Genomic DNA, 12,752 nt, shown 5'->3' with positions numbered 1-12,752 from the left:
ATTACCAATTATCAATTTACGAAGTGTATAACATAAAGTCAAGACAAGCGGAAGAATTCATCAATCACCAAGAGATATTGGATACGTTAGAGTATGCGCAGGTAAACCGCAACAACCGTCCGCTCATCGAAAGTCTGATTGACAAGGCTGCTTTGTGCCAGGGTCTTTCCCATCGGGAAGCAGCCCTGCTGCTGGAATGTGACGAGCCGGGACTGGTGGAGCGCATCTTCCATCTGGCACGCGAAATCAAACAGAAATTCTATGGTAACCGCATCGTGATGTTTGCCCCGCTTTATCTTTCCAACTATTGCGTGAACGGTTGCGTCTATTGCCCGTATCATGCCAAGAACCGTACCATTCCCCGCAAGAAACTCTCGCAAGAGGAGATACGCCGCGAGGTTGTCGCCTTGCAGGACATGGGGCATAAACGCCTTGCCCTGGAAGCCGGAGAGGACCCGCGAAACAACCCTATCGACTATATCCTGGAGTCCATCCGCACCATTTACAGCATCCATCACAAAAACGGAGCCATCCGCCGGGTGAATGTCAACATAGCCGCCACTACGGTGGAGAACTACCGGTTGCTGAAAGAAGCAGGCATCGGCACCTATATCCTTTTTCAAGAGACTTACAGCAAAGAGCATTACGAAGCCCTGCATCCCACAGGACCCAAGAGTAACTATGCCTACCACACCGAAGCGATGGACCGCGCCATGGAGGGCGGCATCGATGACGTAGGTATCGGCGTATTGTTCGGTCTGAACACCTATCGCTATGACTTCGTAGGACTGCTGATGCATGCCGAACATCTGGAAGCTGCCTTTGGCGTGGGTCCGCATACTATCAGCGTGCCGCGTATCTGTCCGGCAGATGACATTTCGACCGAAGATTTTCCCGATGCCATCTCGGATGAGATGTTCTGCCGTATTGTGGCAGTGGCGCGTATTGCGGTGCCTTATACGGGAATGATTATTTCCACCCGTGAGTCGGAAGCCGTACGCCGTCGGGTGCTCGAACTGGGTGTTTCGCAGATAAGCGGCGGTTCACGCACCAGCGTAGGAGGTTATGCCGTGCCGGAAGCCAAAGAGGAAGACTCCTCCCAATTCGATGTGAGCGACCGGCGTACGCTGGATGAAGTGGTGAGCTGGCTGCTCGACCTGGGGCATATCCCCAGCTTCTGCACCGCCTGCTACCGTAAGGGACGTACCGGAGACCGCTTCATGTCGCTCGTCAAGCGCGGACAGATAGCAAACTGCTGTCAGCCCAATGCACTGATGACATTAAAAGAATATCTGGAGGACTATGCTTCCCCCGAAACCAAGGAGAAGGGCATACGGCTGATTTGTGAGGAGATGACACATATCCCGAACCCTAAGATACGGGCGATAGCCGAACGCAACCTCCAGGAAATAGGAGAAGGGAAAAGAGACTTTAGATTTTAGCTTTCGGATTTATGAATAATACACCTCATTCCAACCGTCTGCACATTGCCGTCTTTGGGCGGCGGAACAGTGGAAAGTCCAGCCTGGTCAATGCCTTGACCGGGCAAGACACGGCATTAGTATCCGCAACGCCCGGCACTACTACCGACCCCGTGACTAAAGCCATGGAGGTATATCCTTTGGGACCGTGCCTTTTTATCGATACCCCCGGTTTTGATGATGACGAAGGCGAGTTGGGCGGTATGCGCGTGGAGCGTACCTTAAAGACGGTGGAGAAAGCGGACATCGCCCTCTTGCTCTATGAAGCTGACGGAACGCTGGAACAGCAATGGATAAAGCTGCTGGCAGCGCGCGAAATTCCCGTGATACTGATACTGAATAAAGCTGATTCGCGTCAAGACACCGCTTCCGTGGTGCTTCGGATTGAAAAGGAGTGCGGGCAGGTTCCCGTTGTGGTCAGTGCCAAAGAGGGTACCGGCATTCAAGGCATCTTCGATGCTATTCTCGAAAAGCTTCCCGAGAATTTTGGTGAGCAGACCATCACGGGAAACTTGGTAAGCGAGGGTGATGTCGTCCTACTGGTTATGCCCCAGGATATGCAAGCCCCAAAAGGCCGTCTCATTCTTCCGCAAGTGCAGACCATCCGCGAGTTGCTGGACAAGAAGTGCCTGGTGATGAGTTGCACCACCGACAAGCTGCAAGTTTCCCTGCAAGCCCTTGCCCGTCCGCCCAAGCTGATTATCACCGATTCACAAGTATTTCCCATCGTCTATCAGCAAAAGCCTGCCGAGAGTAGTCTTACTTCCTTCTCGGTTCTTTTTGCCGGTTATAAAGGAGATATCAATGCCTTCGTGGAGGGGGCTGCCGCTATCCATAGCTTGACACCCCAATCGCGTGTACTGATAGCCGAAGCCTGCACCCATGCTCCGCTGACTGAGGACATCGGTACCGTCAAAATTCCCCGCCTGCTACGAAAACGCATCGGCGGGGAGTTGCAGATAGACTTCGTCTCCGGAAATGACTTTCCCATAGACTTGTCCCGATATGATTTGATTATCCATTGCGGCGCCTGCATGTTCAACCGGAAATATGTGCTCAATCGTATAGCCCATGCCCGTGCGCAACATATTCCTATGACGAACTACGGAGTGGCAATAGCCTGCCTGAGTGGTATACTGGACAAGATAATCATTCCTTGGGATGGATATCCGCAAGGTTGAAATGAGTTATTCCAGCTCCTCCAATATCTTCTTAACATCAATTGGTTGCAGCCTTCCGTACACCTTTTCGCCAATCATCACTACGGGTGCCAGTCCGCAGGCGCCTACGCAACGCAGGCAGTCGAGGGAGAATTTGCCGTCCGGAGTCGTTTCGCCCACTTCAATGCCCAGCACGCGTTTGAACTCTTCGAGCAGTTTCTCCGAACCACGCACGTAGCAGGCGGTACCCATACACACGGAGATGGGATGCTTCCCCTTGGGCAGCATCGTAAAGAAAGTATAGAACGTCACCACGCCGTACACGCGAGATACGGGAATACCCAGTTGGGCGGCAATGATACGCTGCATCTCTTCGGGCAGGTAGCCGTGTAGGTGCTGGGCTTCGTGGAGTATATTGATAAGTTCGCCGGGCTGGTTGCCATGCTTGTCACAAATGGCACGCACTTGTTTGACAACGTCACAAGCCAATTTTATTTCTGACATAGTTCTTCTGTTTTTTAGCGGTTAATCCATAGACTTGTTGAAGTAGTGTGTATGCAGCAGATGTTCCGCGGTTTCACTGAGCGGCTTGCCCAGATACTCTTCATACAGTGTCTTGATATAGGGGTTCTCGTGCGACTTCCGCAACGGTTTGTTGGCGTCCTCGCGATACAGCGCATTGGCACGTGCATAGAGCACGTCCGAATTGCCGTGGTGCAGCGGTTGGCCGCCACCGCCGATACAGCCGCCGGGACAAGCCATGATTTCAATTACATGATACTCGTTGTGCCCGTTGCGGATGTCCTCCAGCAGATGGCGTGCATTGCCCAGACCGTGGGCGATGCCTACTTTCAGTTCAAAGCCGTCCAGGTCGATGGTGGCGCGGCGTACACCGGCGAGTCCGCGCACTTGCTCAAAGTTTACATTATCCAGCGTCCGTCCCGTATAGATTTCGTAGACGGAGCGCAAGACTGCCTCCATCACGCCGCCGGTAGTGCCGAAGATAACGCCTGCACCCGTTGAGGCTCCCATCGGCAGGTCGAACTCTTTATCGGTCAGCAGTGTGAATCCTATGTTGGCGCGTCGGATGAGGCGTGCCAGCTCGCGGGTGGATATGGAGTAGTCCACGTCGGGATTGCCGTCTGTCTTGAACTCCTCTCGGTCGCATTCGTATTTCTTTGCCAGGCAGGGCATGATGGATACCACTACCAGCTTCTCACGGGGAATGCCCATCTTCTTTGCCCAGAATGTCTTGGCTATGGAGCCGAACATCTGTTGCGGCGAGCGTGCCGTAGAGGGTATGTCGAGCATGTCGGGGAAGTGGTGCTCGAAGAAGTTGACCCATGCCGGACAGCAGGAGGTAAGGATAGGCAGGCGGACGGACTTGTCGCCTTGGAGGTAACGGGTCAGGCGGTTCAGTATCTCGGCTCCTTCTTCCATGATGGTGAGGTCGGCGGCAAAGTCCGTGTCGAACACGTAGTCGAAACCCAGTTCGCGCAGGGCATATACCATCTTGCCCGTCACCAGTGTGCCGGGGGGCAGACCGAACTCTTCGCCCAGGGCGGCTCGTACGGCAGGTGCCGTCTGCACAATGACCACTTTGTCTGGATTGGCAAGGTCCTCGAGCAGGCGGTTGGTATGGTCGCGTTCCGTCAACGCGCCTACGGGGCAGACGGCTACGCACTGCCCGCAGTAGGTGCACTCACTGTCCGTCATCATCTTGTCGAAGGCGGGGGCAATGGTGGTGTTGAATCCGCGGCGGATGGCACCCAGCGCGCCTACGGTCTGCACGTCGTTGCAGACACTCTCGCAGCGGCGGCAGAAGATACATTTGTCCATGTTGCGGACGATGGACGAAGTCACCTCCCGCTTGCGGGGTGATAGCTCGCCGCCGTTGAAGGGCATGGTGCGGATGTTGAAGCGCAGTGCCAGCGTTTGTAGCTCGCAGTTGCCGCATTTGGGGCAGGTGAGGCAGTCGTTGGGATGGTCGGACAGGATGAGTTCGGCAACCACCTTGCGGGCATTCATCACGCGCAGGGTGCTGGTACGCACCACCATTTCCTCCGTACAGCGGGTGGCGCAGGCGGGGGCGAGGTTGCGCCGTCCTTCCACTTCAACCACACAGATGCGGCACGATGCGGGGTTGTTCTTGATGCAGGTACCCTTCAGGTCGATGTGACAAAGGGTAGGGATGTCGATACCTATTTTGCGGGCGGCTTTCAGGATGGTAGCGCCTTCGGGCACGGTGATGTAGTGCCGGTCTATTTGCAGGGTAATTTGTTTCTTTTCCATGGCAATGGGGGATTAGCAGACAGATATGGCTTTGAACTTGCAGCGTGCCATGCACATGCCGCACTTGATGCACTTGTCCGGATTGATGACGTGGGGCTTGCGCACATCTCCCAGAATGGCGTCTGCCGGACAATGCTTGAAGCAGAGGTGACAGCCGATGCACAACTCCGGATTGATGGTGTAGGTGAGCAGTGACTTGCATTGCCGGGCGCGGCAGGTCTTCTCCCTGACGTGCTTCACGTATTCGTCGTAGAAGTTGTTGAGGGTGGAGAGTACTGGGTTGGGCGAAGTCTGCCCCAGTCCGCAGAGGGCGGTGTCCTTTATCACTTGTCCCAGGGTGGAGAGGGTTTGCAGGTCTTTCTCGCTGCCACGTCCTTCGGTTATCTTGTTCAGTATTTCCAGCAGGCGCTTGTTGCCGATGCGGCAAGGGGTGCATTTTCCGCACGACTCCTCTACCGTGAAGTCCAGATAGAAGCGGGCTACGGACACCATGCAGTCGTCCTCATCCATTACAATCATGCCGCCGGAACCCATCATGGAACCTTCGGCAAGCAGGTTGTCGAAGTCTATCGGGGTATCCAGATGCTTCTCCGTCAGGCAGCCGCCCGAAGGACCTCCGGTCTGCACAGCCTTGAACTTCTTGCCGCCTTTGATGCCGCCGCCTATTTCGTAGATTACTTCGCGGAGGGTGGTTCCCATCGGAACCTCTATCAATCCTACGTTATTTATTTTTCCTGCAAGGGCAAAAACTTTTGTCCCCTTGGAGAATTCAGTTCCGATAGTTGAGAACCATTCTGCACCGCGTGTCAATATAATAGGTATGTTGGCAAGCGTCTCCGCATTGTTCACGTTGGTGGGTTTGCCCAGATAGCCGGACTCTGCCGGGAAGGGAGGTTTCAAGGTAGGCTCTCCGCGCTTTCCCTCCATGGAGTGGATGAGTGCCGTCTCTTCGCCACAGACAAAGGCGCCTGCGCCATAGCGTATCTCGATGTCGAAGCAGAAGCCGGTGCCGAAGATGTTGTCTCCCAGCAATCCGTATTCGCGGGCTTGTGCAATGGCAGTCTTTAGCCGTTGGATGGCAAGCGGATATTCGGCACGGATGTAGACCAAGCCTTTGGACGAACCTATGGAGTAGCCGCAAAGCGCCATCGCTTCTACAATGGAGTGCGGGTCGCCTTCCATGATGGAGCGGTCCATAAATGCGCCGGGGTCACCTTCGTCGGCATTGCACACCACGTACTTGGTGTCGGCTTGCTGCCGGCTGGCAAGTTCCCATTTCCTTCCGGTGGGGAAACCGCCGCCGCCGCGTCCACGCAGACCGGAGCGCTTTATTTCTTCTATTACCGCTTCCGGCGTACCGTTCAGCAGGCTGTCTGCCAGTGCGCGGTAACCGTTCAAGCCGATGTATTCTTCTATATTCTCCGGGTCGATGAAGCCGCAGTTTCGTAGGGCGATGCGCATCTGCTTCCGGTAGAAGTCCATGTGCTTGGAGTCGCTGACGGCCTTTTCTGTTTTCGGGTCCACATAGAGCAGCCGTTCTATCTTCCGTCCGCCGATGATGTGTTCGCTGACTATTTCTTCCGCATCTTCGGGAGTGACCTGCGTATAGAAGGTATTGTCGGGGATAATCTTAACAATCGGTCCTTTCTCGCAGAAGCCGAAGCATCCGGTGGTGATTACATTTACTTGGTCGGTAATCTTGTTTTTCTCGAGTGCCTGCTGAAGTTTTTCAGCGATGACATGGCTGGCGGATGCCTTGCATCCCGTGCCGCCGCAAATCAGAATCTGCAGATGTTTAGTGCCTGCCGCCAGTCCGCAGCATTGTTCGGCCACTGCTTCATTGCTTTGTTCGCGCAACAGAAGTGCGTTTTCTGCCCTCTTCTTGATTGCTTCCAAATCATGGATAGTTAGTACTTTCATTACGTAATAGATTAGGGCCAGAAACAAAGATATGAAAAGCTTTTAGAATAGCAAAAAGAAAGTAGGTAAAGATTAGAATGGGGAAATTTCCCTATTTATATTACATTATGATATTGATTATACTTGTCCTATGAACATAGTAAAGTAGCTCTCGTCTTGTTAATTATGCTTAATATAAGGTACTTTGTAATACAAGGTACTGATATAATACATATATTTGTGTCATACAAGGAACAACAATAGAATGAATGAGAACACTCATTACTCTATTGCGCAGCAAAATAGTAAATCGTAAATTGTCAAATAGTAAATACCATTATGGATGTAAACAATGTAAAGTCGCAAATGCGCAAGGGCATGCTTGAATATTGCATCATGTTGCTGCTTCACAAGGAGCCGGCTTACGCTTCGGATATCATTCAGAAGTTGAAAGAAGCCAGACTGATTGTAGTGGAAGGTACACTTTATCCGTTGCTCACCCGTCTGAAGAACGACGACTTGCTGGGTTATGAATGGATTGAGTCTACGCAAGGTCCTCCACGTAAGTATTACCGGTTGACGGAAAAAGGAGAAGTCTTTCTCGGTGAACTGGAAATGTCCTGGAAAGAGTTGAACGAGACGGTGAATCACATCAGCAATTCTTGAAATGACCACAGAGAATATGCTGCATTCGCCGAATGGTAAATAGTAAATCGTAAATAGTCAAATTGTAAATAAATAGTGTGTTATGAAAAAGACATTAACTGTAAATTTAGGTGGAACCGTTTTTAATATTGATGATGACGCATACCGCCTTTTGGATAATTATCTGAGTAATCTCAAGATACACTTCCGTAAGGAAGCCGGTGCCGACGAGATTGTAGATGATATAGAACGCCGCATTTCCGAACTCTTTGCCGAGAAATTGTCGGCCGGTTCACAAGTAATCACGATTGCCGATGTGGAAGAGGTGATTGCCCGCATGGGAAAGCCGGAGGACATGGAGACGGAAGGAGAGAGCAGCAGTGCCGATGCCGGTAGTACAAATGCCGGAGGTGGTTATGGTGCCGGTGCATGGAGCAGCAATACCGCTTATAGCACTACACGCCGCCGTCTCTACCGCAATCCTGATGACAAGATGCTGGGTGGTGTCATTAGTGGAATGGCTGCCTATCTGGGTTGGGATGTGACTTTGCTCCGTCTGTTGCTGCTTGTCGTCTTGATTTGTGGGGTAGGAACGTTGATACCGGTTTATATCGTATGTTGGCTGATTATCCCGGAAGCCCGCACGGCTGCCGAGAAGTTAAGCATGCGCGGTGAGGCTGTTACGGTAGAGAATATCGGAAAGACGGTGACGGATGGCTTCGAGAAGGTTGCCAATGGGGTGAATGATTATATGAGGTCGGACAAGCCCCGTACTTTCTTGCAGAAGTTGGGAGATACGCTGGTGATGGTAGTCGGTTGGCTGTTGAAAATCTGTCTGGTGATATTCGCCATTATTTGCAGTCCGATACTGTTTGTGTTTGGAGTGGTATTCGTGGCGCTGTTGTTTGCTGCGATAGCGGTGGCTGTTGGTGGTGGTGCAGCTCTCATTTCCCTTTTCCCGATGGCTGATGTGGTACTGCCTACTTCTCCACTGTCTGCCATTGTGATGTACATTGCAGGAATCTTGCTGGTAGGAATTCCTTTGGTCAGCCTTGTGTGGGCCATCTTTAGCCAGATATTCAAGTGGCAGCCGATGAACTCCGGCTTGAAGTGGACGCTGGTTATCCTTTGGATTGTAAGTGCGGCTTGTTTCGGAATCTGTTTTGCGGTGCAGGGGGCTACTTTCCCGGAATTGGGTATCTTTAATTTCTGAGAATAGTAATTTCTTTTTTAATTGATATCGTGTTTGTGGAAATCTGATTTCTATAAACACGATATTTTTTATTTGGTTGTAATTGGTTGTTATACAGTGAAATATTGCGTTTGGAAAAGGCGTTTTTTAAACGTTCGTTTAATGAACGCAAAGATAACGTGTATTTTTGAATCTCGCAAAATGTTTAATAAAAATATTCTATAAATTTCTTTTTAGTGAGTATAATACTTTGTCAGTAAGCCTGTTGCATTGTATTTCTCTAACTTCTTCCTTTTACTAATTTTTAAGTAATCTTCCCTCTTTAATTTTCTTAAATATTGACGTTCAAAAAACGAACGTCTATTGAACGCTTTTTGCTTGCAATAGATTCGTTTACAGCATTTTACCTGTTAGGTAATGAATGACTGCAAAAAATCTGTTGACAAGAAGGGCATAAAGCTTGTCGTATTCTACATAAAGTGTCCGCAAGTGATTGAATTCCAAGTGTATGCAAGGAATTTAAAGCCCCAAGAGAACACCCTTGTCTGAACAAAAGCATAAAAATGGGAATAGAGAAAGAGGTCGAAATCTGGTATGCTATGCGTGCCACCTACCGCAGAGAACCGGATGCCATGCATCTGCTCAAGAAAGAAAACTTGGGCTGTTTCATTCCTATGCAATACAAGATATGTATAAAAAAAAGGAAAAAAGTCCGTGCTCTGGTTCCGGTCGTTCATAATCTGCTTTTTGTCCATGCCCGTCCTTCCAATGTGCAGCGTGTCAAGTCTCAAGTCACTTATCTGCAATATATCACCGATACCCGCAGTGGGCAGAAGATTATTGTCCCAGACGGTCAGATGCAGCGTTTCATTGCCGTATCCGGCACTTACGATGATCATCTTCTTTATTTTCAACCGGATGAATTGAACTTGTCCAAAGGTACCAAAGTCCGGATTACCGGCGGTGAATTTGAGGGGCAAGAGGGGATATTTCTGAAGGTAAAGGGCGCACGTGACCGTCGCGTGGTTATCGAAATACAAGGTGTCATAGCTGTTGCCATGGCCACTATCCATCCCGATCTTATAGAAGTAATCGGCTGAACTTTAATTTTTAATTTTTAATTCTATAATTGCTTATGTCTCTTTCCGAAGAAGCAATCACTCTTCAGCGTGCTGCGCACGAACTGATGTATTTGGGTATGGACGGCAGTCCCGTCTATAGCGATGACTTGTCACGGCGGAACGGTGAGGTCTACCGTCTTACCATGGCTTTGTACCGGTCGGGTGTAAAAGGCACTACCATCGAAGAGCAGGCAAATGTCTGTCTTGCCCTTCTTATGGGTTACAGCGCCTCTTTTGTGGACCATGGCGAAAAGCAGCGGCATGTCCAGAAAGTGCTGGACTGTTGTTGGGATGTGCTCGATGCCCTTCCCGCTTCCTTACTGAAGCTCCGTCTGCTTACCGCCTGCTACGGTGAAGTGTTCGACGAGTCTTTGGCCGACGAAGGCCGTTCCATCATCGCCTCCTGGGATTCCTTATCACTTACTCCCGAACAGCAGGAAGCGGTTGATGAGTTTCAGAATGTGACAGACAATCCCTATCCGTGGGAATATATCGATGAATAAAACTTTTCATTATAATGCTTAACAATAAATCCGTATTGATTACCGGAGGAACGGGTTCCTTCGGAAAGAAGTTTGTGGAAACCATCCTCCGTGATTATCCGCAAGTAAAGAAAATCATTATTTACTCCCGCGATGAGCTGAAGCAATTTGAGCTGAAACAGAAATATCCCGGTCATAAGTATCCGCAACTGCGTTTCTTTATCGGTGATGTCCGTGACCTCGAACGCCTGACGCGGGCTTGCGAAGGAGTGGACGTGATTATCCATGCAGCCGCCATCAAGCAGGTGGATACCGCTGAATACAATCCCGAAGAGTGCATCAAAACCAATGTACACGGTGCGCAGAATGTGATAAAGGCTGCTCTTGCCACCGGTGTACAGCATGTGGTGGCCCTTTCTACCGACAAGGCATGTGCCCCCATCAATCTTTATGGCGCCACCAAGCTCACTTCCGACAAGCTGTTTACTGCTGCCAACAATATCAGCGGTTCCAAGAACATCAGGTTCTCCGTAGTCCGTTATGGCAATGTGATGGGTTCCCGCGGTTCCGTAATCCCTTTCTTTATCAACAAGCGTGACAACGGGGCGAAGGAACTTCCCATAACCGATATGCGCATGACCCGTTTCAACATTTCGCTGGAAGCCGGTGTCGCTTTGGTCATGTATGCCATCGGACATCACCTGGGTGGTGAAATCTTTATTCCTAAGATTCCTTCCTATCATATCCAGGACGTGGCTACCGCCATTGCACCCAATCTGCCGCAGGTGGAAGTGGGCATCCGTCCGGGAGAGAAGCTGCACGAGGAGATGATTACTGTAACCGATGCTCTTGATACAATCGATTTGGGCAGATATTATGTCATTCTTCCTTCCGTATCTTTCAAGCACAGTCGCGAAGAGTTCATCAGACATCACAATGCAATGCCCGTTCCCGACGGTTTCCACTACAGCAGTGACAACAATACGGAGTGGGAGACAGTAGAGACTATGCGCGAGAATATAAAGAAATACGTTGACCCTAATTTCGAGGTGAAATGATAAGCAAGCCTATTCCATACGGTCGTCAGCATATCACAGATGAGGATATCCGGGCAGTCATCGATACCCTGAAAAGCGATTACCTGACACAAGGTCCCAAAATCAGGGAATTTGAAACGAAATTTGCCGAATATGTAGGTGCACAATATGCCGTAGCGGTGAACAATGCCACTTCGGGGCTTCATCTTGCAGCTACCGCACTGAATGTAAAGCCGGGCGACAAGGTGATTGTCACTCCCATGACCTTTGCTGCCAGTGCCAACTGCATCCGCTATTGTGGCGGCGAGGTGGTATTCTGTGATATTGACAAGGATACTTACCTCATGGATATCCGTAAACTCGAAGCCATGCTTAAAGCTTCTCCCCGCGGTACTTACAAAGGTATTGTTCCGGTTGATTTTGCAGGCTATCCTTTGGATCTGGAAGAGTTCAGAAAGCTTGCCGACGAGTACGGCTTGTGGATTATAGAGGATGCCTGCCATGCTCCCGGCGGCTATTTCATGGACAGTAAAGGCAAGAAACAACATTGTGGTAACGGTTGTTTTGCCGACTGTGCCGTATTCTCTTTCCATCCCGTGAAACATATCGCTACGGGTGAGGGAGGCATGGTGACCACCAACAGCAAGGAGCTCTATGACAAGCTTTGTCTTTACCGTACGCATGGCATTACGAAAGACCCTGCTTTATTGCACGAGCATCATGGCGGTTGGTATTATGAGATGCAGGAGTTAGGGTATAATTACCGTCTGACTGATTTTCAGGCTGCCCTGGGTATTTCTCAGCTGGAGCGTGCGAAAGCAGGTCTGGACCGCCGCCATGAAATCGTAAGACGCTATAATGAAGCGTTTTCCGGAATCGATGGCATCAAGACTCCGTTCAATGCTGCCGATGTCTATCATGCTTATCACCTTTATGTCATTCAAGTGGCTGACCGCTTGGGCCTTTATAATTATTTGCACGAGAACAATGTCTATGCGCAGGTTCATTATGCTCCGCTTCATCTGATGCCTTACTATCAGCAGTGGGGCAATAGGAAAGGCGATTTCCCGATAGTGGAAGAATATTATGAGCATTGCTTGAGCCTGCCGATGTATCCCACGCTGACGAACGAGGAACAGGAGTATGTGATTAACAAGGTTATAGAATATATAAAACAATGATTACTTCCATTTCTATTGAAGCTATTGAAAAGCAGCTTTTGCAGCAACTTTCCTCTTTTTTCTTCTTGAGTGAAGAAGATGAGATGTTAATAAATATAAAAATGGGGGGGTAATTTCTCGTTGTGAATATTGTTTTTCCCGTACGAAAAATAAGTATTACTCATGCGACGGTGAGACATACTTCAACCCTTATCAAAGTGCACAATATACAATTTTTCTCTATTTTTTTGCTAACACCATTTCTCAAGATACTGATAACCGT

The 12,752-nt window shown here is 49.9% G+C and carries 11 protein-coding genes; 8 read left to right on the top strand and 3 right to left on the bottom strand.

The annotated features are described in order from the left end of the window. Nucleotides 1–23: 23 nt before the first annotated feature. Together hydG and hydF are read left to right on the top strand one after the other, a co-directional pair. Nucleotides 24–1,442: a [FeFe] hydrogenase H-cluster radical SAM maturase HydG gene (gene hydG / locus DXD78_RS11215; RefSeq protein ID WP_009038608.1), complete on the top strand. Its 1,419-nt coding sequence runs from the start codon at nt 24–26 to the stop codon at nt 1,440–1,442. 11 nt (nt 1,443–1,453) lie between these two features. Beyond that, a complete protein-coding gene (gene hydF / locus DXD78_RS11210; RefSeq protein WP_009038607.1) occupies nt 1,454–2,662 on the top strand; it encodes a [FeFe] hydrogenase H-cluster maturation GTPase HydF in 1,209 nt (402 codons plus the stop codon). 6 nt (nt 2,663–2,668) lie between these two features. Here hydF and nuoE read toward each other — a convergent pair whose 3' ends face one another. From nuoE to DXD78_RS11195, 3 genes are read right to left on the bottom strand one after another with little or no spacing between them, the layout of a single operon-like run. Then, complete coding sequence (gene nuoE, locus DXD78_RS11205) at nt 2,669–3,145, bottom strand: NADH-quinone oxidoreductase subunit NuoE (RefSeq protein WP_005836594.1); 477 nt, start codon at nt 3,143–3,145, stop codon at nt 2,669–2,671. Nucleotides 3,146–3,166: 21 nt separating this feature from the next. Further along, nucleotides 3,167–4,933, bottom strand: coding sequence for an NADH-dependent [FeFe] hydrogenase, group A6 (locus DXD78_RS11200; protein WP_009038606.1), 1,767 nt, complete (start codon nt 4,931–4,933; stop codon nt 3,167–3,169). A 12-nt stretch (nt 4,934–4,945) separates the two neighbouring features. Then, a complete protein-coding gene (locus DXD78_RS11195) occupies nt 4,946–6,853 on the bottom strand; it encodes an NADH-ubiquinone oxidoreductase-F iron-sulfur binding region domain-containing protein (protein WP_009038605.1) in 1,908 nt (635 codons plus the stop codon). A 318-nt stretch (nt 6,854–7,171) separates the two neighbouring features. Here DXD78_RS11195 and DXD78_RS11190 point away from each other — a divergent pair, with 318 nt between their 5' ends. The 6 genes from DXD78_RS11190 to pseC all read left to right on the top strand — a co-directional run bounded on the left by DXD78_RS11190 (nt 7,172) and on the right by pseC (nt 12,490). Beyond that, nucleotides 7,172–7,498, top strand: a complete 327-nt coding sequence (locus DXD78_RS11190) for a PadR family transcriptional regulator (protein ID WP_009038604.1) — start codon at nt 7,172–7,174, stop codon at nt 7,496–7,498. An 82-nt stretch (nt 7,499–7,580) separates the two neighbouring features. Beyond that, nucleotides 7,581–8,690: a PspC domain-containing protein gene (locus tag DXD78_RS11185; protein ID WP_009038603.1), complete on the top strand. Its 1,110-nt coding sequence runs from the start codon at nt 7,581–7,583 to the stop codon at nt 8,688–8,690. 542 nt (nt 8,691–9,232) lie between these two features. After that, nucleotides 9,233–9,769 carry a UpxY family transcription antiterminator gene (locus DXD78_RS11180; protein ID WP_009038602.1) on the top strand — a complete coding sequence of 179 codons (537 nt, stop codon included), beginning with the start codon at nt 9,233–9,235 and terminating at the stop codon, nt 9,767–9,769. Nucleotides 9,770–9,804: 35 nt separating this feature from the next. Further along, a complete protein-coding gene (locus DXD78_RS11175; RefSeq protein WP_009038601.1) occupies nt 9,805–10,293 on the top strand; it encodes a UpxZ family transcription anti-terminator antagonist in 489 nt (162 codons plus the stop codon). Between the two features lie 14 nt (nt 10,294–10,307). Next, nucleotides 10,308–11,330, top strand: a complete 1,023-nt coding sequence (gene pseB, locus DXD78_RS11170; protein WP_009038600.1) for a UDP-N-acetylglucosamine 4,6-dehydratase (inverting) — start codon at nt 10,308–10,310, stop codon at nt 11,328–11,330. Beyond that, nucleotides 11,327–12,490 carry a UDP-4-amino-4,6-dideoxy-N-acetyl-beta-L-altrosamine transaminase gene (pseC, locus tag DXD78_RS11165; RefSeq protein ID WP_009038599.1) on the top strand — a complete coding sequence of 388 codons (1,164 nt, stop codon included), beginning with the start codon at nt 11,327–11,329 and terminating at the stop codon, nt 12,488–12,490. Before pseB ends, pseC begins: the two co-directional genes overlap by 4 nt. Nucleotides 12,491–12,752: the final 262 nt, after the last annotated feature.

The organism is Bacteroides sp. D20 (assembly GCF_003436255.1).
Lineage (GTDB): Bacteria > Bacteroidota > Bacteroidia > Bacteroidales > Bacteroidaceae > Bacteroides > Bacteroides uniformis.
This window is presented reverse-complemented; position numbering and strand designations above follow the sequence as displayed.

What these genes read in the sequence shown, in the direction of transcription:
- DXD78_RS11185 (WP_009038603.1), top strand. Translation starts at nt 7,581, where the DNA reads ATGAAAAAGACATTAACTGTAAATTTAGGTGGAACCGTTTTTAATATT.
- DXD78_RS11200 (WP_009038606.1), bottom strand. Translation starts at nt 4,933, where the DNA reads ATGGAAAAGAAACAAATTACCCTGCAAATAGACCGGCACTACATCACC.
- hydF (WP_009038607.1), top strand. Translation starts at nt 1,454, where the DNA reads ATGAATAATACACCTCATTCCAACCGTCTGCACATTGCCGTCTTTGGG.
- pseB (WP_009038600.1), top strand. Translation starts at nt 10,308, where the DNA reads ATGCTTAACAATAAATCCGTATTGATTACCGGAGGAACGGGTTCCTTC.
- DXD78_RS11190 (WP_009038604.1), top strand. Translation starts at nt 7,172, where the DNA reads ATGGATGTAAACAATGTAAAGTCGCAAATGCGCAAGGGCATGCTTGAA.
- DXD78_RS11195 (WP_009038605.1), bottom strand. Translation starts at nt 6,853, where the DNA reads ATGAAAGTACTAACTATCCATGATTTGGAAGCAATCAAGAAGAGGGCA.
- DXD78_RS11180 (WP_009038602.1), top strand. Translation starts at nt 9,233, where the DNA reads ATGGGAATAGAGAAAGAGGTCGAAATCTGGTATGCTATGCGTGCCACC.
- pseC (WP_009038599.1), top strand. Translation starts at nt 11,327, where the DNA reads ATGATAAGCAAGCCTATTCCATACGGTCGTCAGCATATCACAGATGAG.
- DXD78_RS11175 (WP_009038601.1), top strand. Translation starts at nt 9,805, where the DNA reads ATGTCTCTTTCCGAAGAAGCAATCACTCTTCAGCGTGCTGCGCACGAA.
- nuoE (WP_005836594.1), bottom strand. Translation starts at nt 3,145, where the DNA reads ATGTCAGAAATAAAATTGGCTTGTGACGTTGTCAAACAAGTGCGTGCC.